This window comes from Streptomyces sp. NBC_00425 (assembly GCF_036030735.1).
GTDB lineage: Bacteria > Actinomycetota > Actinomycetes > Streptomycetales > Streptomycetaceae > Streptomyces.
Map to the genome: position 1 here is coordinate 9,261,025 of NZ_CP107928.1, position 24,438 is coordinate 9,285,462.

Annotated in this window: 24 protein-coding genes; 5 read left to right on the forward strand and 19 right to left on the reverse strand. The window is 70.2% G+C overall.

The features are described 5' to 3' along the window. Window positions 1-10 precede the first annotated feature (10 nt). From OHS82_RS40960 to OHS82_RS41025, 14 genes are all read right to left on the reverse strand, one after another. Entirely contained in the window at window positions 11-907 is an 897-nt protein-coding gene (locus tag OHS82_RS40960; RefSeq protein WP_057577191.1) for a LysR family transcriptional regulator, read from the reverse strand. Next, the gene (leuD, locus tag OHS82_RS40965; protein ID WP_328435732.1) at window positions 904-1,512 is read right to left on the reverse strand and encodes a 3-isopropylmalate dehydratase small subunit; all 609 of its coding nucleotides are present in this window, start codon (window positions 1,510-1,512) and stop codon (window positions 904-906) included. The genes OHS82_RS40960 and leuD overlap by 4 nt, the downstream gene beginning before the upstream one ends. Window positions 1,513-1,527: 15 nt before the next feature. Further along, window positions 1,528-2,928 carry a 3-isopropylmalate dehydratase large subunit gene (leuC, locus tag OHS82_RS40970; RefSeq protein ID WP_057577193.1) on the reverse strand — a complete coding sequence of 467 codons (1,401 nt, stop codon included), beginning with the start codon at window positions 2,926-2,928 and terminating at the stop codon, window positions 1,528-1,530. A gap of 315 nt (window positions 2,929-3,243) precedes the next feature. Then, the gene (locus tag OHS82_RS40975) at window positions 3,244-4,284 is read right to left on the reverse strand and encodes a TauD/TfdA family dioxygenase (protein ID WP_057577194.1); all 1,041 of its coding nucleotides are present in this window, start codon (window positions 4,282-4,284) and stop codon (window positions 3,244-3,246) included. A 5-nt stretch (window positions 4,285-4,289) separates the two neighbouring features. After that, complete coding sequence (locus tag OHS82_RS40980; RefSeq protein WP_057577195.1) at window positions 4,290-5,429, reverse strand: amino acid kinase family protein; 1,140 nt, start codon at window positions 5,427-5,429, stop codon at window positions 4,290-4,292. Then, window positions 5,426-6,469 carry an aspartate-semialdehyde dehydrogenase gene (locus tag OHS82_RS40985; protein WP_328435733.1) on the reverse strand — a complete coding sequence of 348 codons (1,044 nt, stop codon included), beginning with the start codon at window positions 6,467-6,469 and terminating at the stop codon, window positions 5,426-5,428. The genes OHS82_RS40980 and OHS82_RS40985 overlap by 4 nt, the downstream gene beginning before the upstream one ends. Then, entirely contained in the window at window positions 6,466-7,458 is a 993-nt protein-coding gene (locus tag OHS82_RS40990) for a DMT family transporter (RefSeq protein WP_057577197.1), read from the reverse strand. The genes OHS82_RS40985 and OHS82_RS40990 overlap by 4 nt, the downstream gene beginning before the upstream one ends. A 36-nt stretch (window positions 7,459-7,494) precedes the next feature. Then, window positions 7,495-8,433, reverse strand: a complete 939-nt coding sequence (locus OHS82_RS40995) for a transporter substrate-binding domain-containing protein (protein ID WP_242433057.1) — start codon at window positions 8,431-8,433, stop codon at window positions 7,495-7,497. Window positions 8,434-8,560: 127 nt separating this feature from the next. Continuing rightward, complete coding sequence (locus OHS82_RS41000) at window positions 8,561-9,907, reverse strand: methylaspartate mutase (protein WP_057577198.1); 1,347 nt, start codon at window positions 9,905-9,907, stop codon at window positions 8,561-8,563. Then, on the reverse strand, window positions 9,904-10,410 hold the full coding sequence (locus OHS82_RS41005; protein WP_370444086.1) for a cobalamin B12-binding domain-containing protein: 507 nt from the start codon (window positions 10,408-10,410) through the stop codon (window positions 9,904-9,906). The genes OHS82_RS41000 and OHS82_RS41005 overlap by 4 nt, the downstream gene beginning before the upstream one ends. A gap of 153 nt (window positions 10,411-10,563) precedes the next feature. Next, window positions 10,564-11,463 (reverse strand): LysR family transcriptional regulator, encoded by a 900-nt coding sequence (locus OHS82_RS41010; protein WP_057577200.1) that lies wholly within the window; start codon window positions 11,461-11,463, stop codon window positions 10,564-10,566. 341 nt (window positions 11,464-11,804) lie between these two features. Further along, the gene (locus OHS82_RS41015) at window positions 11,805-12,368 is read right to left on the reverse strand and encodes a CGNR zinc finger domain-containing protein (RefSeq protein ID WP_057577201.1); all 564 of its coding nucleotides are present in this window, start codon (window positions 12,366-12,368) and stop codon (window positions 11,805-11,807) included. Window positions 12,369-12,540: 172 nt separating this feature from the next. Further along, window positions 12,541-12,969, reverse strand: a complete 429-nt coding sequence (locus OHS82_RS41020) for a hypothetical protein (RefSeq protein ID WP_057577202.1) — start codon at window positions 12,967-12,969, stop codon at window positions 12,541-12,543. A 67-nt stretch (window positions 12,970-13,036) separates the two neighbouring features. Beyond that, window positions 13,037-14,104 (reverse strand): alpha/beta fold hydrolase, encoded by a 1,068-nt coding sequence (locus tag OHS82_RS41025; protein WP_328435738.1) that lies wholly within the window; start codon window positions 14,102-14,104, stop codon window positions 13,037-13,039. Window positions 14,105-14,567: 463 nt separating this feature from the next. Here OHS82_RS41025 and OHS82_RS41030 point away from each other — a divergent pair, with 463 nt between their 5' ends. From OHS82_RS41030 to OHS82_RS41040, 3 genes are all read left to right on the forward strand, one after another. After that, entirely contained in the window at window positions 14,568-14,759 is a 192-nt protein-coding gene (locus tag OHS82_RS41030; protein ID WP_057577204.1) for a hypothetical protein, read from the forward strand. A gap of 249 nt (window positions 14,760-15,008) precedes the next feature. Beyond that, a complete protein-coding gene (locus OHS82_RS41035; RefSeq protein ID WP_057577205.1) occupies window positions 15,009-15,728 on the forward strand; it encodes a flavodoxin family protein in 720 nt (239 codons plus the stop codon). 380 nt (window positions 15,729-16,108) lie between these two features. After that, window positions 16,109-17,473: a glutamate decarboxylase gene (locus OHS82_RS41040; protein WP_057577206.1), complete on the forward strand. Its 1,365-nt coding sequence runs from the start codon at window positions 16,109-16,111 to the stop codon at window positions 17,471-17,473. A 289-nt stretch (window positions 17,474-17,762) separates the two neighbouring features. Here OHS82_RS41040 and OHS82_RS41045 read toward each other — a convergent pair whose 3' ends face one another. The 3 genes from OHS82_RS41045 to OHS82_RS41055 form a co-directional block, all read right to left on the reverse strand. Continuing rightward, window positions 17,763-18,812: a GDSL-type esterase/lipase family protein gene (locus OHS82_RS41045; RefSeq protein ID WP_057577207.1), complete on the reverse strand. Its 1,050-nt coding sequence runs from the start codon at window positions 18,810-18,812 to the stop codon at window positions 17,763-17,765. A gap of 235 nt (window positions 18,813-19,047) precedes the next feature. Further along, complete coding sequence (locus OHS82_RS41050) at window positions 19,048-19,890, reverse strand: hypothetical protein (RefSeq protein ID WP_057577208.1); 843 nt, start codon at window positions 19,888-19,890, stop codon at window positions 19,048-19,050. A gap of 196 nt (window positions 19,891-20,086) precedes the next feature. Beyond that, complete coding sequence (locus OHS82_RS41055; protein WP_328436170.1) at window positions 20,087-20,413, reverse strand: LamG-like jellyroll fold domain-containing protein; 327 nt, start codon at window positions 20,411-20,413, stop codon at window positions 20,087-20,089. Between the two features lie 64 nt (window positions 20,414-20,477). On the opposite strand from OHS82_RS41055, the gene OHS82_RS41060 reads away from it, so the two are divergent. Beyond that, window positions 20,478-21,152 carry a hypothetical protein gene (locus OHS82_RS41060; protein ID WP_328435742.1) on the forward strand — a complete coding sequence of 225 codons (675 nt, stop codon included), beginning with the start codon at window positions 20,478-20,480 and terminating at the stop codon, window positions 21,150-21,152. Window positions 21,153-21,288: 136 nt separating this feature from the next. On the opposite strand, the gene OHS82_RS41065 is transcribed toward OHS82_RS41060, so the two are convergent. After that, window positions 21,289-22,164, reverse strand: coding sequence for an endo alpha-1,4 polygalactosaminidase (locus tag OHS82_RS41065; protein ID WP_057577211.1), 876 nt, complete (start codon window positions 22,162-22,164; stop codon window positions 21,289-21,291). Window positions 22,165-22,697: 533 nt separating this feature from the next. On the opposite strand from OHS82_RS41065, the gene OHS82_RS41070 reads away from it, so the two are divergent. Next, a complete protein-coding gene (locus OHS82_RS41070) occupies window positions 22,698-23,066 on the forward strand; it encodes a hypothetical protein (RefSeq protein ID WP_057577212.1) in 369 nt (122 codons plus the stop codon). 215 nt (window positions 23,067-23,281) lie between these two features. On the opposite strand, the gene pip is transcribed toward OHS82_RS41070, so the two are convergent. Further along, on the reverse strand, window positions 23,282-24,241 hold the full coding sequence (gene pip / locus OHS82_RS41075; RefSeq protein WP_199863728.1) for a prolyl aminopeptidase: 960 nt from the start codon (window positions 24,239-24,241) through the stop codon (window positions 23,282-23,284). Window positions 24,242-24,438 lie beyond the last annotated feature (197 nt).

Here is a 24,438-nt window from a genome sequence, read left to right on the forward strand (position 1 = left end):
CGGACCCCGGTCACCCGGCAACGGGAAGCCTCCTCCAGTCACTGCGCAGCGCCAGCGACCGCGCCGCGTGCACGAACGCCCCCACCACCGGGGACTCCTCGGCGCCCGGACGCGTACCGATGCCCAGATGCCGCACCACCGCCGGGGACAGCGGCACCAGCCGCACCTCCGGCAGCGCCGGCGGCAGGGCCAGCCACGGAATGACCGTCGTGCCGAGCCCGGCGGCGACCATCGCGAGCAGCGCGTTGATGTCCCGCACCTGATGGGTGACCTCGGGCTCGAGGCCGGCCGTGCGGAACGCGGCGCGCACCATCGTCTCGACCCCTCCGACCGGCATCAGGAACGGTTCCCCGGCCAGCTCGACGATGCGCAACTCCGGCCGGGGGGCCAACGGATGGTGCGCCGGCAGCACCGCGAACATCTCGTCCTGCAGCAGCGGCGCCGTGATGAGACCCCGCTTGGGCAGCGACACGATGCCCAGATCGATGCCACGGGCGCGCAGCCACTGGGCGATCTGCGCGTCGCCGCCCTCGCGCAACTCGATCCGCAGGCGCGGATAACGCATGTGCAGCTCCGACATCAACGCCGGGAGCAGCCGCGCCGCGAAGCTCTGACTGGTGCCGATGCGCAAGGTGCCCTCGGGCTCGGCGTCCGCGCCGCGCACCGCCCGCCGCACCCGGTCCGCCTGCGCCACCACGCCCCGCGCGGGCTCCAGGGCACGGCGTCCGGCATCGGTGAGTTCCACGCCGGAGCGGTCCCGCACCATCAGGGTCACCCCCAGCTCGCTCTCCAGGCCGGCGATGGCGTGGCTGATGGCGGACTGACTGACGCCCAGCGCACGCGCGGCGTTGGTGAAGGTCCCGGTGTCGGCGATCGCGACGAACGCCGCGCACTGGTTGAGCTTCACGACGCCACCGTCACCGCGGGGCGTGTCACCGGCAGCGCGGGCCGGCGTCCGGCCTCGTAGCGGGCGATGTCCGCCTCGTGCCGCAGGGTGTCGGCGATGGCGTCCAGGCCGCCCAGCAGCCTGCGCCGTACCTCCGGGTCGATGTCGAAGGCCTGGACGAGGCCGGCGCACCGCACCTCCCGGCGCTTCAGGTCGACGGTGACCCCGACGCGCGGATCGCTCTCCGTGAGCTCCCACAGGCGCTCCACCGTCTCCGCCGGCACGACGACCGTGAGCAGGCCGTTCATCAGGGCGTTGCCGCGGAAGATGTCGCCGAAGCGAGGGGCGACGACGGCCCGGAACCCGTGATCCTGCAAGGCCCATACCGCGTACTCGCGCGACGAACCCGTCCCGAAGTCCTGACCGGCCACCAGAACGCTGGCGCCCGCATGCTCGGGCCGGTCCAGGACGAAGCCGGTTCCGGCCCGCCAGTCGGCGAACAGCGCGTCCGCGTGTCCGGTACGGCGGGTGCTCGCGCAGAACCGGACGGGGATGATCTGGTCGGTGTCGACGTCGGTGCGGCGCAACGGGACGGCCGTCCCGGTGTGCACGGTGAACTTCTCCATCGCGGGCCCTTCGTCTCACAGGTCGGTGGGGGAGGACAGGCGTCCGGTGACCGCGGTGGCCGCGGCCACCGCGGGGGACACGATGTGGGTGCGCGACCCGCGGCCCTGCCGGCCTTCGAAGTTGCGGTTGTTGGTGGAGGCGGCGCGCTGCCCCGGCAGCAGCCGGTCCTCGTTGAGAGCCGCGCACATCGAACAGCCGGCGCCCGCCCGGAAGTCGGCGCCCGCCTCCGCGAACACCCGGTCGAGGCCTTCCACGACGGCCTGCCGCCGTACCCGCGCCGAGCCGGGCACGATCATCATGTGCAGGCCGTCCGCGACCTTCCGGCCCCGCAGGACGTCCGCGGCGGCCCGCAGGTCCTCGATACGGCCGTTGGTGCACGACCCGAGGAACACGGTGTCCACGGCGACGTCGCGCAGCGCCGTCCCCGGCTCGAGACCCATGTAGGCCAGCGCCCGTCGTGCCGCGTCCCGCTGTGCGCCCGGCGCGAAGTCCGCGGGCGCCGGCACCCGCCCGTCCAGCGGGACGCTCTGCGCGGGATTGGTGCCCCACGACACGTACGGACGCAGGGTTCGCGCGTCCAGGGTGACGGACCTGTCGAAGCGGGCGTCCGCGTCGCCGGCCAGCGCACGCCAGTACGCGACCTCCCGCTCCCAGTCGGCGCCCCGCGGCATCCCGGGGCAGCGGGCGAGGTAGGCGAAGGTCGTCTCGTCCGGCGCGACCATCCCGGCACGGGACCCGGCCTCCACCGACATGTTGCACAACGTCATCCGCGCCTCCATCGAGAGCGCCCGCACCCCCTCACCGCGGTACTCGATGACGTGCCCCTGCCCGCCGGCCGTGCCCACTTCCGCGATCAGCGCGAGCACCAGGTCCTTGGCGCTCACGCCCGTCGGGAGGACACCGTCCACCGTCACGGACATCTGCCCGAGCGGCCGCATCGGGAGCGTCTGGGTGGCCAGCACATGCTCGACCTGACTCGACCCGATGCCGAACGCCAGGGCGCCGAAGGCGCCGAGCGTGGTGGTGTGCGAGTCGCAGCACACGATCGTCATCCCCGGTCGCACCAGACCCAGTTCGGGCGCGATGACATGCACGATGCCCTGGTCGCGGTCCCCGAAGCGGTGCAGCGGAATCCCGAACTCGGCACAGTTGGAGCGCATCAGCTCCGCCTGCCGGCGGCCCTCACGGTCCTTGATGACCCGGTCCAGGGCCAGCGTCGGCGTGTTGTGGTCCTCGGTGCCCACCGTCAGGTCCGGGCGGCGGACGGTACGGCCCGCCGCGCGCAACCGGTCGAACGCCTGGGGCGTGTTCACCTCGTGCAGCAGCTGCAGATCGATGTACATCAGATCGTCGCCGCCACCGGAGCGCCGCACGACATGGGCGTCCCACGTCTTCTGCGCCAGTGTCCTGCCCATGGTCTCCCTCACGTCGCTGTGGGCTGCTGCCCGACACGTCGATCATCGGACGCGCGGACCCCGCGGGCACCGGCCTGCGGCTGGCCACGAGGGGCCTGACCGGTCCGGGCCATCCGGCGTCCCCACACGGGCTCCGGCCCGCCGCGGCAGCCGTCGGCCGGCGGGCGGACGCGTCGTGCCGGCCGACGGCGGTCCGGGCAGACGAGAGCCCCGTGCCGCGCCGAGGGTCGCTCGACGTGACACGGGGCTCCGCGGGCGCCGGCGCGTCACCGGATCTCTGCGGCGACGCGGGGCGGTCAGGGCCGGGGCGGCGGGTCAGTAGTGCACCCGGCGGTTGTCCTCGGTGACCCGGTAGCGCACGTTCCACAGACTGCGGCGCACATAGGTCCGCTGCAGCCAGCGGTCCCTGCCGTCGTAGCGGGCGGTGAACGTGGACCGCGCGTGCACGCCCTTGCGGTTGTTGATGAGCAGGGCCTGGCCGGGACGCAGCCGGACACTGTGCGCGACCTCGCCGCACACCGTCTGCAGGGTGTCCATCGCCGTGCGGGCGCCGCTGGTCAGCGGGTGCACCCCGTTGGCGGAGATCGCGATCTCGGGATAGTCGGTGTGACCGCTGATCAGCGGCACCGGCTCCGACAGCACGTCCAGGCCGCCGGCGACGTCGCGGACGTAGCTGCCGGGGGCGTTGAGCCGGAAAACCGGACTGCGCAGTGTGTCCAGAACGCCGGGCGGGAGCGCGGCCGACACGTCGCGGGCGTCGGCGTAGTAGGTGCCGGCGATGCCCTCGTGGTCGGCCCGCAGGCAGGACAGCACCAGGAAGTCGGGGTTGGCGACGTCGTAGCGGCCGATCACGTCGTGCATGATGTCGCTGTGGAAGTTGAGGAAGACTTCCGACCCCTGGTTCGTCTGGGTCCGTGAGCCTCCCGCGACGGGGATGACGTCGTGGATCAGCTGCCCCGCCTTCTCCGTCAGCACCCCCATCGGCTCCCCGAGCAGACCGCTCAGCCCGAGCAGCACCCCCTCGGCGACGAACGACCGCTTCTCGGCGCTCGGGCCGCCGTCGGACGGCGTGTCCGGCATCACCGGGTCCACCGGCAGGTTGCTGACGAGGCTGACCCCCGGCGTGTCGATGTGGCGGCCGAAGTCCAGTACCTGTTGCAGCAGTTCGGTCGGCAGCGTAGCGAAGATCTGCAGCAGCCGGGCGGACGAACGGTCGATGTCGATGTTCGGATCCGGCAGGCCGCGCAGCTGTTCGCCGAGCGCGTCACGCACCGCGTCGGGCAGGGCGATCTCACTGAAGGTCGGCGTGGCGAGGCCGGCCGGGGTGGGCACACCGTGGTCGGTGGTGGCGGTCATGGGGTTCACACTCCCTGCAGTTCGAGCAGTGGCGCGTTCGGATCGGTGCCCGCGCCGGGACGGTTCACGTGGTCGTGCAGACGCTGCGTCAGATGCAGCGCGTCCTCCTCGTCGGCCGCCAGCTGGGTCACCACCTGGCTGCCCCGCACCGCTGTCACCGGCACCCCCGCGTACTCGCCGGGCGTGAGCCCGTTGCGCCGCTGGAACTCCGGAAGGTCCACGAATCCCCCGGTGACCGCGACCAGCGGCCCCGCGGTCAGACGTACGACATCGATGTTGGCGCCGTGGAAAGCCGTGTACGCGCGGTCGGCGAGCTCCTCCGTCTCATAACGCAGAGCCGCCGAACGCTGGTTGAGCACCACCGCCGCCACCGAGGAACCCGCGCTGCCGATGACCGAACCCGCCGGGAACGGCGGCCTGTTGTAACGGCAGACGATCTCGATCCGGTTGCGTTGCGCCAACCGCACCGCCCGCCGGTGCAGCACCTTCGCGCCGTACAACGACATCAGCGCCGCCGTGTTGTACGAGACCTCGCCCAGCAGCCGCGATCCGGTGATCAGATGCGGGTCGGAACTGTAGATGCCGTCCACGTCCGAGTGGATCTCGCAGCGCGGGGAACCGACCGCCGCCGCGACGGCCACCGCCGACAGGTCCGAACTGTTCTTGCCGAGCCAGGTCGGCCGGCCCTCCTTGTCGGCGGCCTGGCCGCCCGGCACCACCACCACGTCGTGCTCACGCACGGCCGAGCGCAGCGGCTCCGGATCGGTGTGCTCCAGGCGGGCCCACATGAACGACGAGTCGGTGGTGAGCCCCAACTGGTGCCCCGCCAGCACCGTGGACGTACGACCCTCCCGGTGCAGGGCCGTCGCCAGCAACTGCGCGCCCACCGTGTCGGCCAGGGTCAGCAGACCCGCGACGGTCTCGTCCTCGGGATGCGGGTTCACCTTGCTCAGACGGTCCCGGAACTGCTCGGTCTCACCCGGCTGACCGCTCACCACGACCACCAGGCGGGTGTTCTCCTCCTCGACCCGCCGGGACAGCGCCTCGGCGAGTTGCCCGTACGCCGCCAGGGTCCGGAAACTGGAACCCCCGAACTTCACCACCGCCGGCGGCCGCTGCGAGGGGTCCAGCGACGGTCGCGTCACAGGGTCCCCCGGGCTATGAGCTCCTCGGCGATCTGGACAGCGTTCAGCGCCGCGCCGATGGTGAGGTTGTCGGCGACCAGCCACAGCCAGAAGGCGCGCGGGTTGTTCGGGTTCACCCGGACCCGGCCGACGTGCACCCGGTACGGGTCGTCGATCGTGGCGGGAGTGGGGAACTCGTGCGTCGAGCGGCGGTCGTGCACCGTCACCTCGGGCAGCGCGGCGAGCAACTCCACCAGCTCGGCCCGGTCGACGACACCTTGCGTCTCGATCCACACGGCCTCCGAGTGGCCGTTGACGACCGGCACCCGCACACACGTGGTGGTCACGTCCAGATGAGGCAGACCGAGGATCTTGCGGGACTCCTGGAGCATCTTCTGCTCCTCCAGCGTGAAGCCGGACTCCAGGAAACGGTCGATCTTGGGAATGACGTTGAAGGCGAGCGACGGCGAGAACTCCTTGCCGGGATACACCTCTTCGGGATGGTCCAGCGTCGCACGGCTGGCTTCCCTCAGCTCCTCGACACCGGGATGCCCGAGACCCGAAGCCGCCTGGTAGGTGCTGACCACGGCCTGGCGCACGCCGTAGCGCTGCTCGACGCCGTCCAGCAGCCGCACCAGCGGAATCGTCGAGCAGTTCGGATTGGCGATCACGCCGGACTTCGGACGGGCGTCCAGCACATGGGCGTTGACCTGAGGCACCACCAGCGGGGTGTCCGGGTCCATGCGGAACGCGATCGTGTTGTCGATGACGACGGCGCCGGCCGCGGTGGCCTTGGGCACCCAACTCTCACTGGCCTCGGTGCCGGCAGAGAAGAAGGCCAGGTCTACGCCGGCGAAGTCGAACTCCTCCACCGCGTGCACCGGGTAGGCCACGCCGTCCACGCTCAACTCCGTGCCGGCCGAGCGCGCCGACGCCACCAGTCGGATGTCGCGGTAGCGCAGACCCCGCTGTTCGATCAGCTCGATCAGGGTGTTGCCCACGGCGCCGGTGGCGCCGACGATCGCGATCCGCGGGGCGGCGGGGTCGGTCACGAGGGTCATCGGGTGCCTCCGGTCTTGATCTCGGTCTTGGACGCGGCCACCGCACCGGCGGCCGGTGCGGGCTCCGCGGCGGGCGCGACGGGCGCCCGGCGCCCGGCGAAGGACCAGCCGAGGTTGATGCCCAGGCTCGCCGCCACGATCAGGGGAATGCCCAGGGCCTGCAGCAGACTCACGCTGTGGCCGTACACCGCCCAGTCCATGAGCATCGCGACCGCCGGGTACACGAACGCCAGGACGGCGATCTTCGGGGTCGGCAGCTTCTGGTACGCGGAGTACATCAGGACGTACATCACGCAGGTGTGGATCACCCCGAGGCCCACCAGCCAGCCCCAGTCGCCGCCGAGCCCCTTCATCTCGCTCAGCTGGGTGAACGGCAGCAGCAGGAAGATGCCCAGCACCAGCTGCACCAGCGCGACCAGATGCGGCCGCACGCCGGTGACCCGCTTGGTGATGACCGTCGAGATCCCGTAGAACACCGCGGCCAGCAGTGCGTAGCCCAGACCCGTCAGATAGGCGCTGTCCCCACTGCCGGTCAGATCGGCCGCGGACACCCCCGCCACCAGGATCAGACCGACGAAGGCGACACCGAGCCAGCCGAACTTCGCCGCCGTGAGCTTGTCCCGGAAGAGCACGGCGCCCAGCAGCATCACGTAGAACGGCTGCGTGTGGTAAACGACGGTCGCCACGGAGATGGACGTGTCCTCGTACGACTCGAAGAGGAACGCCCAGTTGAAGACGATGAAGACACCGCCCAGCGCGGCCAGGCCCAGCTTCTTCGGGGTGAAGTTGTGGTTCTTGAAGAAACCGCGCGCCAGGCAGTAGAGGCCCAGCGTGGCCGTGCCGAACAGGCAGCGGAAGAAGACCACGTTGAACGGCGACGCGCCGGACTCGATGACGAAGACGCCGAGGGTGCCGGAGAGCACCATGGCGAGGGTCAGCTCGATCGCTCCCTTCGTCTCCGTGTTCGCCGGCCGGGTGTCAGTACTCATGGTGGGATGCCTTTCCTAGGGGGAGGGAAGTACGGGTCAGTGGAGGGGGACGGCGTACTGCAGACCACCTCGCGTGAACAGTTCGTTGAGTCCTCGCGGCACGTCCAGACCCGTGGCCGGCCCGAGGTTGCGGTCGTACACGTCCGCGTAGGTGCCGACGGCGGCCAGGACCCGGGCCGCCCAGTCGTGGTCGAGGCCGACGGCCGGTCCGTGGGCGCCCGCCGCCTCCGCCGCCTGGGCCAGCGCCTTGTCCCGCTCGCCCACCTCGACGACGTGCTGCTCGGCGGAGACCAGCAGCTGCAGCACCCATCGGCACAGCCGGAACCAGGCCGGATCACCGTCGCGCACGGCGGCCGCCATCGGCTCGCGGGAGATCGCCTCGTCGAGGATCCGGTGCGCCGCCGGGGCGCCGAGCGCGGCCCGCTCCCCGGCCAGGGCGACCCGGTCCAGGACGTAGGCGGCGCACTCACCGGCCGCGTACGCCGCGAGCGTCTCGGCCGGCGTCGCATGGGCGACCGGCTCGACGGACAGGCCCCGACCGCCGTACCAGGCCGCAAGGTTGGCCGCGCTGGTCGTACCCGCCTGCACGGCCACCCGCCGCCCCGCCAGCTGCTCGGGCCGGGTCACGCCGCTGTCGGCGGGGACGAGGAAACCCTCGCCGTCGTAGCAGGTGACGCCGGTGAACAGCACGGGCAGGGACGCCTCGCGGCCCAGCGTCCAGCTCACGTTGGCGACGGTCAGCTCCGCATCGCCCCCGACCAGCCGCGTGAGCCGGTCCGCCGGGTCCGAGGGAACCCACTCGACCGCCTCACCGTCGCCCAGGGCGGCGGCGGCCACGGCCCGGGCGACGTCGGTGTCCAGCCCACGCCAGCGGCCGTCGTCACCGCGCAGCGACAACCCACGGATACCGCGGCTCACCACGGCGCGCAGGGCCCCGTGCTGCCGCACCGCGTCGAGAGTGGGAGTGATGGTCACAGGACGCTCCTCGGTCGAGAACGGGCACGGCGGACGAGACTGTCGAGGGCACGGATGCGCGGACCGCGGACACGGCGCGGAGCCGGAGCGGGCAGCCGGGCGCGCAGGGCGTCATCGGGTCGGGGCGTCACGGCAGGCTCCTTCGCCTCTGGGGCGCCGCGTACTGCAGCCCGCGCAGATGACCCTGTGTCATCTGCTCCCGGTCGAAGCGCCGCTCGTTGAACCCGAGCATCGTCAGCAGGCCCCGCGCACTGACCGGCCGCCTGGAGGCGCCGCGTTCGACCCGCAGCGGCATCCGTCCCGGCTCCGCCCACTGCAGCATGCCCGCCGGATCGACGTAGGCCCGGGACTTGTTGGCGTTGTCCTGGTGGAGGCAGTACGGCACGTCCAGGTGACCGCGGCCGAAGGCCCGCACCAACGCCTCGCCGACCGTCGGCGCCATCTCCAGTGTGCTGTCCACCAGCAGCCGCGCCTCCTCGTAGATCCCCGAGTCGGTCGCCACGGCCCCCGGCGCACGCTCCGCCTCGTCCCGCGCGATGGAAGCCGCGAACTCCAGCGCGTCCACGTTCTCGGTGATCGTCGGGATGCGGTGCGCCTCGGCCGGCGTCTTCACGATCAGCCGCTCGCTGCCGGTGCGCACGGCGAGCCGCACACTCTCCTCGAGGATCCGGTACGAACCCACCGACGTGCGGGGGAAGACCCCCATGAAGGTGTAGAGCACGACATGCCAGTCGGCCCGCGCCAGCCGTTCGCCGGCCAGCCGGCGCAGCGCGGCGATCGCCTCCATGTCCTGCCCCGGATGCGTCTGCTGCGCATAACTCAACGAGATGTCGCTCAGGCCGTGCTCCCGGAAGAACAACGCCTCCAGCACACTGAGCGCCACCAGCAGGCTCGGAGGGCACAACTGCCCCAGCATGCAGCCGCCGAAGCTCTCCAGATGCATCGGATCGGGCTGCGCCGCTATCAGTTCGCAGCATTGCGCCCAGGCCTTGACCGCCTCACTGATCGGCGCCCGGCTGTACGGCAGGCAGTACGACACCGGCCCGCCCTCGGTGGCGTCCACGCCGGCCTCGACCATCGCCCGGAACAGCGGGTACGGCAACGCCGAACCGTGGCGCACCTGAACCGGGAAGTCCGGCCCCGACACCGAACCCAGTAACTCCCGGGTGGCTTCCGGGCCATGGGCGACCAACGGGAACCCGTTCAGCTCGGCTCCCGTGCGCAGCGCCTGACGGGCGGAGTCGTGGTCGTTGACCCGGGTGTAGCTGTCCAGGGTGATCGTGCCGATGGCCGTCGCGTGGGCGCCCCTGACGCCCATCAGCCCTTCGCGCATGGTGGCCAGGTCCGCGAACCCCATACGAGGCTGCACCACCAGCCGGCCGCGGGCATGCGCCCCTCGGACGTGACGCGAGAAGCGTCCTCGCGGAGGGATCTGGGGCACATACCGCTCGGGAATCCTCGCGAGACTGCTCATGCGGCTGCCCTCGCGGGCTCCAGAGCGGGGCGCTCGGCACTGTCGAGTGATCCCAGGAAGTCCTGGAAGGCGTCGATCCCGCCGTCCGCCTCGAACACCGCGTCGAAGCCGCTGAGCGCCAACTCCTCGGCGAAGACGATGTTCTCCGCGCCCCGGACGCCGAGCTTCCCCCCGATCACCACACGCAGGTCCACCAGGTCCGGCTCGCTGCGGATACGGCGGATGAGCCGGAGGCCGTCGAGATGGCCGTGTCCGTTGACCGTGCTGATGACGAGCGCGTCCGGCCGCGACCTGCGGCACTCCTCGATGATGAGGTCGTCGGGCACGCACGCGCCGAGATTGGTGACCTGCGCGCCCTGCTCCTCCAGCAGCAGCTGAAGGAAAACGAGATTCCACATATGGGCATCGGACGAAACGCTCGACACGACAAACCGTTTAGCCGGGAGCATGACCTGTGGGGACATAGGAACTCTCCTTGCCGTATTACTGGGACTGCACAACATTCTTCAGGCGGCCCGAGAAGGAAGTCCAGAAATCCCATTCGGCTCTGCAGATGACCTTTATCGACTTCATCGATCGATAAAACCGATACGTTCATACGCACCATGCGGGCCGCTCATGAATTCCAGGCACTCCACCGTTTCCCGCGGATTCCGTCAGGACTCCTGGTACTCCCGGCTCAGGAAGTCGATGACCTGCTCCACGAACACCCGGCGCTCCCGCGACAGCTGCGCCCCCTTGCGCCAGGCCAGCTGGGTGAACAGCTCGAAGGGCGGCTCCCACGCCAGCGGCACCAGCGTCCCTGCCGAAAGCTCCTGACCGACAGTCATCCGCGGCAGCAGACTGATCCCGAGGCCGGCGCCGACACCGCGCTTGATGGCCTCGATGTTGCCGAACTCCAGGAAGGGCACCGGCTCGCCCGTGCCTTCGTTGAGTTCCGCCTCCAGCAGCTCCCGGTAGGCGCACCCCGCCTCCGGGGCCAGTACCGACTCCTGACGCAGTTCGTCGGTCTCCACCTTCGACGCTCCCGCGAGGCGATGCCCCGGCGCCGCCACCACGACGAGCGGCTCCACGCCGAGCACCTCGCTGTGCACCCCGGAGTGCTGCGTCTCGGCCTCCATCAGGAAGCCCGCGTCGAACAGTCCCTGTCGCAACGAGTGCAGCGTCTCCGCGCACAGGCTCGGTCGCAGCGCGATCTGCAGCCGGGGGTAGCGGTGGTGGAAGTACTCCAGCACCGGCGGCATCCGGTAGGAGGTGATGCTCTCCATCGTGCCGATGGTCAGCACACCCTCGGGCTGTGCGTCGGGGGACGCGGCGCCGCGTGCCTCGTCCGCCAGGGCCAGCATCTGTCCCGCGTAGGGCAGCAGCCGCGTCCCGGCCGGGGTCAGCTTCACCTTGCCCCCGAACCGCTCGAACAGCTCGCCCCCCAGGGACACTTCGAGGCTCTGGATCTGTGCGGTCACCGAGGACTGTGCGTAGTTCAGCTCGGCCGCGGCCCGGGTGAAGCTCCCCAGCGCGGCCACGCGGTGAAAGGTTCGGAGTTGCCGGATGTCCATTTTGGTCTCTCCCGGAGGGACTCGACGGAGACGACCCGCAGTGGTCGACACCCTTGAGCCTGCCGACCGGCCCCCTCCCCTTGGAAGGACCTCCACCTGGCACACAGTGCCCACGACATCAATGTGCCGGACCCCTGCTCCGGGTGGTGCAGACGACCACGGCGCGGGGGAGGGGCCACGGCCGCAGGCCGGTCCTCCGGGCGCCGGCCCCTGCCGTTCCTGCGCTCGCCTGCATCGTTCACCCGTATATGCAGTCCGCACGTGGCGAGCCCGCGGAAACAGCCGACCCGATCGCGGAGGAGGGCGCCCGGTCGCGCGAAGGGCGGCACGCCGTCGCTGCGTCAGTGCGTGGTCGCCGCGGGCGTGGTCTTCTTGCGGGCACGGTAGGCGGCGGCCTTGATCTTGTTGCCGCAGGAATCCATGCCGCACCACTGCCGGCGCATGCCGCGTGAGCGATCGATGTAGACGCGCGTGCACTCGGGGTTGCCGCACTCCTTCATCAGCGGGACGTCGGGGCCGCTGAGCAGTTCCACGGCCAGCCGGGCCACGGTGGCCAGCGCCTGTCCGGGGGTCGCGTCGGTGTGCCGCCCGGCCAGGGTGAGCTGCGGTGTCGCGGGGGGCTTGCGTGCGACGGCGTTGACCACGGCCAGTGACCCCCGGTCGAAATCCTCGCGGAGGCGACGGTTGGTGATCAGCCGGTACAAGGCCTCGCGCAGGGCGATCGCCTCGCGGACGTCGTCCTCGTCCGCAGGGGGGATCACGTCGACGAGCCCTGATTCCAGGTACCAGGCATTGAGTCGCTCCGGCGTCGCGAACATCTCGAAACGGGTCGAGCGCCGGGCCCGTAGGGTGGCCGCGAAGTCGAGGGCAGGGTGTCCGCACACGAAGACGTGATCAAGATTCACGTCACCATTCTGACGGGTGACAGTCCGGTGGGCAAGTACCCGTGCCCCGCTCGCTCGGAGGCCGCCTCCGGCTGGAGCTCGCCGCTCCGCCCCCGTGCGGGTCGCGACGGTCGGCCGGACAGGCCCCGCCTGTCGTGACGCGCCCGGGCGGGTGGCTGTCACGCTCAGGGCGTCATCGTGCCTGCAGGGGCCCGGCGAACGACTTGCGCAGCGACGCCGGAGCGACGACCGGCAGCAGCGCTGCCAGCAGCCTGCCCTTGAGCGTGCTGGGCCGGCGTGTCAGCTCCACGTCCACCCGGGTGCCGTCCGCCTCGGCCGTCGTCCGGAAGACCCAGCCGCCGCCGGCTCCGAAGAGCCTGGAGTCGAGCGTGGTGACGGTGACGGTGTCGCCGTCCGGTTCCCACTCGTAGCGAGCCCGCTCCCAGGCGGCGGCCGTTCCCTCGGTGACCTCGGCCCAGGTGTCTCCGAGTCCGTGCACCTCGAAGTGGTCGGCGTCGATGGTGGGCCAGACGCGGGCGCGCGAGGGGCTGAAGTCGGTCAGGACGTCGAGCACGCCCTTCGGGTCGAGCGTGGAGACGAGGTGGAGGCGTATGACTGGCATGGGGTCTTCCTCACTGATGCGTGACCGTTCTGGTCGGTGACGTACGGTCGTGGGTAGGCGTGGTCGCTCAGAGGCGGTCGGCGTCCACGATGGCCTGCGCGAACGCGCTGGGTGCTTCCTGAGGCACGTTGTGGCCGACGTCCGCGAGGGCGCGATGGTCGTAGCGGCCGGTGAAGCGGTGGCGGTAGGCGGAGCCGTCGCCGGGCGGGGTGAAAGGGTCCAGGGCCGCGTCGAGAGTGAGGGTGGGGACGCCGATGGAGGGCTGGGCGGAGAGCTGCCGCTCGTAACGGTCGTAGCGCCGCTCGCCCTCCACGAGACCGATGCGCCAGCGGTAGTTGAACAGGACGACGGCGGCGTAGTCGGGGTTCGTGAAGGCCTCGGCGGTGCGTTGGTAGGTGGCGTCGTCGAAAGCCCAGTTGGGGGAGACGAGCGTCCACACGTAGCGGCACAGTGCGATGCGCTCGGTGACGTTCTCCATCGCCTTCTTGCCGCGGTCGCCGGCGAAGTACCACTGGTACCACCAGTTGTGCTCGACGGCGGGAGCTGCGGGTTCCAGCTGCGCCTTGCGGTCGGTGATGAGGTATCCACCGGTGGACACCAGGGCCTTGACGCGTTCCGGCCACAGGGCGGCGATGATGTCGGCGGTCCGCGAACCCCAGTCGAAGCCCGCCAGCACAGCCTTGTCGATCTTCAGTGCGTCCATGAAGGCGACGATGTCCAGGGCGACTGCGGACTGCTCCGCGGTGCGCGGGGTGTGCCGGGAGAGGAAGCGGGTGTCGCCGTGACCGCGAAGGTACGGCACGAGGACGCGATAGCCCCGGTCGGCGAGGAGCGGGGCGACGTCGACGAAGCTGTGAATGTCGTAGGGCCAGCCGTGCAGGCAGATGACGACGGGTCCGTGGGCAGGCCCGGCCTCAGCGTAGGCCATCTCCAGGAGACCCGCCCTGACGTGCTTCAGCGCACTGAAGCCGGTGTGGGTTGCGGGGGTGACCGCAGGCACGGCGGGAACGGTCGTGCCGTGCGTCCTGGCCGCTGTGGTCGCGGCGGAGGCGTTGGCCGGCAGACCTGACAGCGAGACCGCTGCCGCGCCGGTGCCCAGTCCGACGGTCTTGCCGAAAGTGCGCCTGTTGGACATCTGTACTCCTTCGTCGCGCCGCTGCTGAGGGCCAAGCGCCAAGGGCCAAGAGCCGATGCGCCGGGATCAACGCGCCCGCTGCCGATCCGCCGGGTGCCGACGACGGTTCGGCGCCGGATGTCGACGGCTCGGGCCGTATGCGGTCTCCGCGGCCTGGATGCGACGACACTCGCACGACAATCGTCACCAGTCAAACAGGTGATGCTCATTTTTCGTCGAAGGGAGATCGGGGAGTCGCGTCACGGGCGTGCGGGCACAGGTCGGAGAACACGCACTGCCGAAAAGCGTGTTGAGCTGCTGGAGCGGGCGAAGCCTCCTGTGTGCAGATCCCGATGATGGTGGGACCGCTTGGGGTTGATCCCGCTGCGTCACCTGCTTGACAGGTGACGTGCGCTGCGCGCACGCTGGTGGCCGAGCGAAGCGCCGGGGTCATGCGACCCCGATGGAGAAGTGAGGACCGGCCATGAACGAGAAACTCGCGACCGACGCCGCCGCGGACGCACGTCATGTGCGCTACGGCAGCCTTCCTGAGCGAATCCGCTTCGAGGACATGACGGAGGGAGTGGCGACCGCGCCGGAAGGGCGCAACGACCCCTACGACCCGGACGGTTCGTGGAAGTTCTTCTCCTGCCTCGCACTCGACCTGGGGCTCTAGGCGGGTTTCGAAAGTCCCGTCCGCCCGGCGAGGCCTGGCGCGTCCGCCCTGGTCGATCGGCCGGCAGGCGCCGCGCGCCGGGTCGGGCCCGTGGGCCCGGTGCCGCCGTCGGGTGAATGTGCGCACCGCCGCGCCAGGGCGGCAGGCGTAACGGAATCCCTCGATCCGCCGGACACGTCACCGCTTCGTAAGGCCTCACGGGCGCGTCGAACCGGGACAAAACCGCGTGACCGCGAGACGCTGCCCGTCATGAACACCCCCTCTCCCCACCGGTTCGACGACCTGACCGCGCTCTACATCAACTGCACCCTCAAGCCGTCTCCCCAGCTCAGTCACACGCAGGGGCTGGTGGACAGGAGCCGCGCGATCATGGAGGCGCAGGGAGTGGCGACGGACGAGATCAGGGCCGTCGACCACGACATCGCCACCGGCGTGTATCCCGACATGACCGAGCACGGCTTCGCCTCCGACGAGTGGCCGGCGCTCTACGCGAGGGTGATGGCCGCCGACATCCTGGTCGTGGCCGGACCGATCTGGCTGGGCGACAACAGCTCGGTGACCAAGAAGGTCGTCGAGCGCCTCTACGCCTGTTCCTCGCTGCTCAACTCCCAAGGCCAGTACGCCTACTACGGCCGGGTCGGCGGCTGCCTGATCACCGGCAACGAAGACGGCGTCAAACACTGCGCGATGAACGTCCTCTACAGCCTGCAGCACCTCGGCTACACGATCCCGCCCCAGGCGGACGCGGGCTGGATCGGCGCGGCCGGCCCCGGCCCGTCCTACCTCGACCCCGGCTCGGGCGGCCCCGAGAACGACTTCACCAACCGCAACACCTCCTTCATGACCTGGAACCTCATGCACATGGCGGCCCTGCTCAAACGCGCCGGGGGCTTCCCCGCGCAGGGCAACCAGCGTTCACAGTGGGACGCGAATTGCCACGCGGGCGCCGACAACCCCGAGCACCGCTGAAGCGAGACTCACGGACGCGCAGGCGGAGAAGAGGCGAAGAGGAAGGAAGTGCTGTTCACGCGCGTCGTCCGGCACGGCGGGCTGGTGAGGGAGCGGCCACGGCGCCCAGTCCCGGGCCGGTGAGACCACGCCGCGCCAGCCGCCCTGCCCGACGCACGTCGCAGACCCGGATCGGCGACCGGCGGTATTCCGTGGCCGAGTGCGCGCGGCTGATGCTCCGTGCCGGAGACGGCGGCCCGAGGGTGGCCGGGGGCGGCTACCGGGACGGTACGACGACCGGGCGGCCCGCAGGGGCACCCGTCCGGCACCGGTCGGTGAGCGCGGGTGTGTTCCGTGTGTCTCTCGCCCGCGGCAGGGCCCGACGCTGTTTGAATCGTCGTATGGCCAACAGCGATGATTCGGTTCTTTTCGGTAACCGATTCCTGACTATGCCCGCTCCCTCGCAGACCTTCCCCGAACAGGGCATGACCGCGACAGACGCGATGCGGCTCGTGGACGTGGATCTCGCCATGGAGGGCGACCCGCAGCGCAACCTCGCCACTTTCGTCACCACGTGGATGGAGCCGGAGGCGCAGCGGCTGATCGCCGAGAACCTGCACCGCAATTTCATCGACCACGCGGAGTACCCCATCTCCGCGGACATCGAGCAGCGTTGCGTGCGCATGCTCGCCGATCTCTTCCACGCGCCGGGCAGGACGACCGGCTGCCGGACCCAGGGATCGTCCGAGGCGATCATGCTCGGCGCGCTGTCGCTGAAGTGGAAGTGGCGCCAGCGCCGCCAGGCAGCCGGTCTGTCGGCCGACCGGCCCAACCTGGTCTTCGGGGGCGACGTCCACGTCGTGTGGGAGAAGTTCTGTCGCTACTTCGACGTCGAGCCGCGGATCGTGCCGCTCGCCGAGGGCAAGTACACGATCGGTCCGGAGGACGTGGAGCCCCGCATCGACGAGAACACGATCGGCGTCGTCGCCGTCCTCGGCACCACGTTCACCGGCCACAAGGACGACGTCGTAGGGATCGACGCACTCCTGAGGGACGTGCGCACCAAGCGTGACCTCGACATCCCGATCCACGTCGACGGCGCCAGCGGGGCGTTCGTGTGGCCCTTCCTCTACCCCGACTCGAAATGGGACTTCCGGCTCGAGCAGGTCCGTTCGATCAACGTGTCCGGCCACAAGTACGGCCTGGTCTACCCCGGCATCGGCTGGCTCGTCTTCCGCGAGGAGTCCGACCTTGCCGAGGACCTGGTGTTCTACGAGAACTACCTGGGCAAGACCGACGCGACGTTCACGCTCAACTTCTCCACCGGCTCCTCGATGGTGCTCGCGCAGTACTACAACTTCGTGCGGCTGGGGCGCCAGGGTTACACGTACATCATGAAGATGATGCAGGACAACGCCCGGGCACTGGCGGACAACCTGCGCAGCAGCGGCCGCTTCGAGGTGATCGGGAGCGACCTGGAGCAACTGCCGCTGGTCGCCTTCCGACTCGCCGGCGAAAACTCCTACGACGAGTCCGACATCGCCTGGCAGCTCTCGGCCGAGCGCGGATGGATGGTGCCGGCGTACACGCTCCCGCCCAACGCCGAGCGGGTGAAGATCCTGCGGGCCCTGGTCAAGGAGACGCTGAGCCGCGAGCAGGTCGACCGCCTGAGCCAGGACATCGCCGACGCGTGCCGCACCTTGGACGACAAGGGCGCGGCCCACGGGATCGAGCGGAACCAGGTCAAGCGGGGCACCGGCTACTGACGAGACGCGGCGAAGCGGTGTCAGCACACCTGTGTCCGGGTTCAAAAGCCCCTCCCCGAGCATGTGTTGACACCGCGTTCGATCAGCCGTCTGCCTGATTCGGCAGGGCAACCTCAGCGCCGGCCTCGGCCGGTGCGCTCCTCTGCGCGCCCGACACCGGGCGCCGCCCGCTGCCGTCGTCGGCGCCGCTGCCGTCGGCATGCGCTGTGTGCGCCGGCTCCACGGCCGTCTCGTCCGCATCCCGAGGGCGGCGCCACGGTCGATTCGCGCCCGTCTGGGCGCACAGGATTCAGGACGCCGAGCACGTGGTCGCCGCCGAGGGCGGGTCCGCCGCGGTCGACGTACTCGCGAGGAAGCCGAACGTGGTGCTCGCCCCCGCCGTCACCGTGCCGTTCCACCCGGCGTTGCGCACCGTCGTCCCGGTCAGCGCGCCGTTCCAGACCTGGGTGAGCCGGCTGCCCGCCGGGAGCGTCAGGTTCACCGCCCAGGAGGAGATCGCCGCCGTCGACGAGGTGTTGGTGACCGTGATCTCGCCCTGGTAGCCGCCTTGCCACACCGACACGGCCCGGAACGCCGCCGAGCAGCCGCCGCTCCCGGGATCGCCGGGATCCCCGGGGTCGCCCGGGGTGAGCAGGGCCGACAGCGCCGGGTACCAGCGGGCCGCCATCTTGGCGTCGCCGGAGGCGTTGGGGTGGACGCCGTCGTAGGTGTCGGCGGCGCTGTCGAAGCCCGTCCACTGGTCGACGACGGTCACCGGCGACTGCGCGGTGGTGATGCCGCGGGCCCAGGCCGGGATGCGCTGGTTGAAGGCCACGGTCCGGGCGGCGCACTCGGCGCAGCTGCTCGGATCGATCGGGATGAGCTGGGCCACCAGAACCTTCATCGACGGGTTGGAGGCCCGCATCTGGCCGACCAGTTTGGTGAACGCGGTGAGGACGGTGTCCGGTGCGATGCTGCTCCAGACGTCGTTGGTGCCGAAATGCATGACAACGATGTCCGGTCGGGTCGCCGCCAGCCATCCGGGCAGCAGGTTCTGGTCGGCGGTGGCGGTGGCCTGGAAGCCGCCGTGGCCTTCGTTGTCGGCGTCGTGCGTGAGGGCGCAGCTCTGGGCGTTCAATGTGCCGACGAAGTCGATGTCGGTGTAACCGGCGTTCCGTAACTGGTTCCAGAGCAGAGAGCGCCAGCATCCCGGGGAGCCGGTGATGGAGTCGCCGAGCGGCATGATCCGTACGGGGGTCGCGGCGGCGGCGGACGGGGCGCCGACCAGGCCGAGACCGGCGACGACGAGCAGGGCGGCCAGGAACGTGACGAGGAGCGGGTGACGTCTTCTGCTGCGCACGGGATGTCCTTCCCGGATCGGGGGCGGGAGTGGGATCGGCGGTGCGGACGAATGTGGGAGCGCTCCCACATTCACGTACCGCCCATCAAGCCATCGTTGTCGCTAACACGTCAATATCCCGGACGGGCGAACTGGAGACGGCGGCCGGAGCCGCTCGGGAGGCGGGTGAGGGGCGTGTGGCTCCCTGGCTTCGGCGACGGTGCTCTCGCTGTCGACGATGGCCGGGGATCAGGTTCTACGAGTGTTCGCCGAGTTGGAGGAAGCCTGCGAGGGCGAAGCACAGGGCACCGGTGAGAGTGCCCCAGTTGGCGATGTCGGCGTTGACGAGGCTGCCGGTGGCGGGGCGGGTGTAGGCGGCGACCGCCGAGACCATGAACAGGACGGACCCGAGCTGGTTGACGGCGACGATCCACCAGCCGAGATCGTGTGGCCGGACGCGGACCCGTCCGTGGCAGATTTCGACGAAGGCCAGGTGGCCGGAGATCAGGAAGAGGACGCAGCCGATCACGTCGGGCGCCCAGATCAGCCGGTTGACCTGCTGGGCGGTCAGGCCCTGCAGGAAGGAGTCCAGCAGGTCGACGGCGAAGACGAGTGTGCCCGAGAAGAGGACGAAGGTGCTCAGCCAGCCCACCGTTGCAGGCTCGTAGCTCCACCACCGCCAGGGGTGGGTGATCAGGTGTCCCTCGCCGCCGGGGACGTGGCGGGGCGCGTTGATCGCCTGGAGCAGCGAGGCATACCCGCCGGTGGTGAAGAAGAGGCCCCCCGCGAAGTAGATCGAGGCGCACTCGGTGGCGTCGGCGGCGCCGAACTGGGCGACGGCCGCGCCGGCCGTGAAGAGGGCGCCGCCGAGGACGAACGCGATCGCGGCGATGGCGTTGAGCCTCCGCAGACGGGTGCGGGAGACGGCGTCAGCACGGATGTGATGCGTGGCCTCGGCGTGCAGGGGACGGACGGCGAGCACCCCACGCCGCCGCGCGAGCCGGGACTCCCAGACCGCGGTGCCGCCGTCGGGAAGGTGCCAGGTGAGCCGGGTGGTGAACGGTCCCGCGCCGTCGGCGCGCTGCTCAGGTTGCCCCACGGACCGAGCCTAGAACGGGGCGCCGGACCGCCCATGAGCGAAACGCCGTCGGGCGTGAGCCGGCCCGAACGAACGGCGGCGCCTGCACGGGCGCGCGGGTGTGGGCCACCGATCCGTGCTGTGAGAGCGGCGGTCCCGGGGGGCCCACATGGGTGAACCGCCCCGGGACGCTGTCAGTCCGTCAGGCCGGTGGATCTCACGGGATGCTCTGATACAGCGCGGCGACCTGATTGGCCGTCAGAGCGTAGTCGTACGCCTGGACACCGCTCACGGAACCGTTCGTCCAGTCGTCCTGGCTGCCGTTGTACAGACCCCGGCCGAGGACCAGGCTTCCGGTGGCGGCCCACGGGGTGACGCCGGTGGCGGTCCCGGCCGGGGCGCCGTTCACGTACAGCTGGGCGGTCCTGGTCGCGCAACGACGCCGACGAAGGCCATTACGACGAACGCACGCATACCTACTATTCGTCGAACGGGTACTCGTACTGAATCGCCCGCTGTTCTCTGACCGCCGGCTTTGAGCCAGGACAGCGGCGGATGCGTACCGTGAAGGCGCGTCCGCCCCTGTCCTCGTCCGAAAGGCACGTTTCTTGTACTCGACGCTCTACCGAGTACGCGAGTCCTTTGCCGACGCACGGAGCGCGCTGGCGCGGGCGCGTGCGATCATGCGTGATCTTGCCGACTGGCAGAGCATCCCCTGGCCTCAACTGGAGCCGGTCATCACAGCGGAGCAGTACGCACACGCCCTGCGTTCCTTCGGCACCGCCCGCGTCGTCGGGGACCGGGAACCCGACGCCGTACCGTTCTTGGATGAGCTGGGGCGCCGCGGTGTCGTCACGTTCGACGCGGAGCAGCGGTATGCCCGGCTGTTCACGGCGGACCTGCGACTGGGCCCTGACCTGGCCGATCTCTGGCCCCTGCCTGAGAGCGTGACCCTCACTCTGAACCGGACGCCGCCCTTTGGCGGGCCCGAGAGCGAGCCCGAGGACGACTGCACCGAGGAGGAACTGGACAGGATGGTGGCCGTGCTCGGCCCGCTGATGATGACGGCCTCCTGGCACTGCGGCTGGCGCGGGCTGCCCGAATTCAAAGGCTGCGGTGTGAAACTCTCCCTGAACAGCGTTTGGCTGGATCAGGCAGCCGAGCCGTCTCCCGGTGAGTTCGGCGTTTGGATCGCCCTTGGCCCCCGCGTCGCCTGGAATTCCGAGGGTGAAGCCTGGCGCCGCGATTCGGGACTCCTGTTGGGTGAAGCACAGCAGGGGTGACCCGGACATCCCACGCCCTCATACGGCACCGGTGCACGCGAGGCATGCGCGTTCCGCGAAGGGCAGCGTGGGTGACCCGGGCGCCGTGGGCCGTCTCACCCGCCGTGCACACGGGACACGGCCGACGCCGGTGTGATCAGCAGGCACGGTGGCGGTAAGCGCCGCTGCCGGGCGCGCTCACGCCCCGATCCCGCTGGACGATCGACAGCGTGGCGCCCCAGCCCGCGCAGGCCTGTCGGTAGCCGCTGTCGGTGTATTCGATCGCGTAGACCCGGTCGGCGTACGCCTCGGCGTAGTCGCCGCACTCGTGGTACTGACCGCACTCCTCCACCACGGCGAAGTCGAAGCCGATCGCCGTGCGTTCGGGCAGCAGGTCGACCGTGTTCTTCTGGCCGACGGCGAGCCCGGCCGTATGGGAGCGCTGGGCCAGGAGCTTGGCGAACGCGGCGTTGTGCTGCTTGGTGAGCCGGTTGCCGGAACGCTCGTAGGAGTCGAGGTTGTCCGGCTCGACGGCTTGGAAACCGCTCGCGGCGCAGCCGTCGATCCAGCCGCCGACGATCTTCGCGAGCCGGGTCCGCTTGCTCGCGGTGGAGGTGTCGAGCAGCGCCTCGCCCCAGTCCTCGTCCTCGACGAGCTCGTGGGAACCGTCGCGCAGCAGCAGGTCGGGATGGTTCGTCTGCCACCAGTCCAGGGCGTCCGGCTGGGCCTGGAAGGCGTTGACATAACAGATGTTGTACAGGCCGCGTCGGGGCTTCGCGGTGCGGTCCCGGGAGACTGCCTCGACGTCCTTCGGCGGGGTGTACGGGCGACCGATCTGGTAGTCGAACTGCTGGTTCGGCGTCGGCAGGGCGACTTTCGCCGTGGTGGACTTTCGGGTGTCCGACTGCGGGCCGTCCGAGGTGACGGCCTGGCAGGACAGCAGACCGGCGCCCAGTACGGTCGCCGTACCGATGGTCGTGGCGACCCGTGCGATGTTCCTGCGGCGCAGCGCTACGGGGGAATGCGAGGGCACACGGGCTCCAGGTGCGAGAGGGGGAAGGCGCGTCCGCACGGTGCGGGTTCGCATCGTCCGGACCATGATGCGCCGACGCGGGCGTGCACTCGTCCTCGTGGTGAGGCCGTCGCCGGCCCGAGACGGTGTCCGGCAGGCGCCGCAAGGTTTTCGCAAGGTCGATGGTCCAGCGTTGGCGTCACGAACACGTGGACGGGTCGGGCCCCGGGTGGTCGCCGCCCGACAGGGAGGGTGCGTGCAGTTGCACATGAGATGGCGTGCTCAGCGGCTCGGCGCCGGGCGGGTCCGCTCGGTCATCGTCGTCGCCGCGCCGGGCGGCGCCGCTGTCGTGGGCTGACGCGCATGTCCTCGGCCGGGAAAGGCGTCCGGCCCCTGTCCGGCTACAGGCGCCCCCTCCGCCCGTGAGCTCCCCGTCCGTCGGGGGGCTTCGTCCGGGCGGTGGTCGTCCGGGGGTCGTGGGTCGGACCCCGGAGCCGCGACCGGCCGAAAGCGTGCAGGTGCGTGCGGTTGCTCGCGATGTGAAGGAGACGCATATGACATTCAGAACGCAGGCATCGACGCCCAAACGGCTGGCCGTCGTCGCCGTGTCGGCCGCCGCCGCCCTCGTCGGGTTCTCGGCAGGTCCCGCCCAGGCGTTGACCTACAACATGAGTACGACAGGCGCCGCGGGCACGGCCACCTATGTCGGCAACGGCGACTGGTCGCTCCACGCCCATGACCCGCTCACCGACGGCCACTGCGCCCGCTTCCAGGTGAAGGACACGGACGACACCAGTTGGCGCTGGTACGGCGACATGGTCTGCTCCTCCGCCGACCAGTACGTGACGGGAGCCCGGTCGCTGTGGTCCGTCCGTATCTGCCGGACGGGAATCGGGAACTGTTCCGCCGCCGTCAGGCTCTGACCCGCACAGCCGGTGTCCTCGGCCGCTCGTCCGGCTTCAGGGTTGCCCCGCCACGGGGGGCAGGACAACCTTGAAGCCGGGCGGCCGGGGGAGGGGTGACGCCGTTGCCTTCTGCGTTTCGTGGTGCCGTCGAGGCGTCCGCAGGTCCGATCGCGGTCCTGTTCCGGCACCCGCGGCCTCGGGGCAACGTCCTCGGCGGTCTCGAACGAAGGACTTCAGAAAGGCCGGAAGCGGTCTGTGGCCGTCAGGACGGCCTCCATGGTGCCTCCCCCGGACAGTCCGTGTCCCTCCTCGCCGATCAGCACGAGCTCCGCGTCCGGCCAGACCTGGGCCAGCTGCCACGCGACGTCCGGGGGACTGCTGATGTCCAAGCGTCCGTGGACCATGACGCCGGGGATGCCGGCGAGCTTTCCGGCGTCGCGCAGCAGCACGCCGTCCTCCAGGAAACCGGCGTGCCGCCAGTAGTGCGTGACGAGGCGGGCGAAGCGGAGCCGGAAGTGCGGGTCCTCGTAACGGGGGTCGGGCTTCGACCCGGGGCGCGTGGACACGTGCACGTCCTCCCAGCGGCACCACTCCCGGGCTGCACGCTCCCGTACGGACGGGTCGGAGTCGGCGAGCATTCGGGCGTACGCATCCGCGAGGCTGCCGTCGCGCTCCGGCTCCGGGACGGCGTCACGGAAGCGTGCCCATTCCTCGGGGAAGACCCGACCCATGTGCCGGGTGATCCACTCCACCTCGCTCCGGGTGGTGTTGGTGACGCTGAAGAGCACCAACTCCGATACACGTGACCTGTGTTGCTCGGCGTAGGCCAGCGCGAGGGTCACACCCCAGGAGCCGCCCACGATCAGCCACCTCTCAACGCCCAGGTGCTGCCGCAGCAGCTCGATGTCGGCGATCAGGTGTGGTGTGGTGTTTGCGGCGAGCGAGGTCTGAGGATCAGCGGCATCGGGGGTGCTCCGCCCGCAGCCACGCTGATCGAAGAGGACGATCCGGTAGGCCGCGGGGTCGAACAGCCTGCGCCAGAACGGCCCCGCGCCGGAGCCCGGCCCACCGTGCAGGACGAGGGCGGGCTTGCCCGCGGGATTCCCGCAGGTCTCCCAGTACACGTGGTCGCCGTCGCCGACATCGAGAGTGCCGTGCTCGTAGGGCTCGATCGGTGGGTACAGCTCGGCCATGTGGGGAGCACCTCGGCAGTCCGGATCCGTGGAGTCGGGAAGATCACCATGATCCACCAGTCGGTGGTGTCGGTACACGGACCGGAAGCCTTTCGAAACATTCGAGATTCGCTGAAAGAGATCTAGATCTTGAAGCTTGAGGCGCAGGACGATTTTCTCTGTCTGTTCTTCCAGGCGATTTGATTGACCTGCGGATA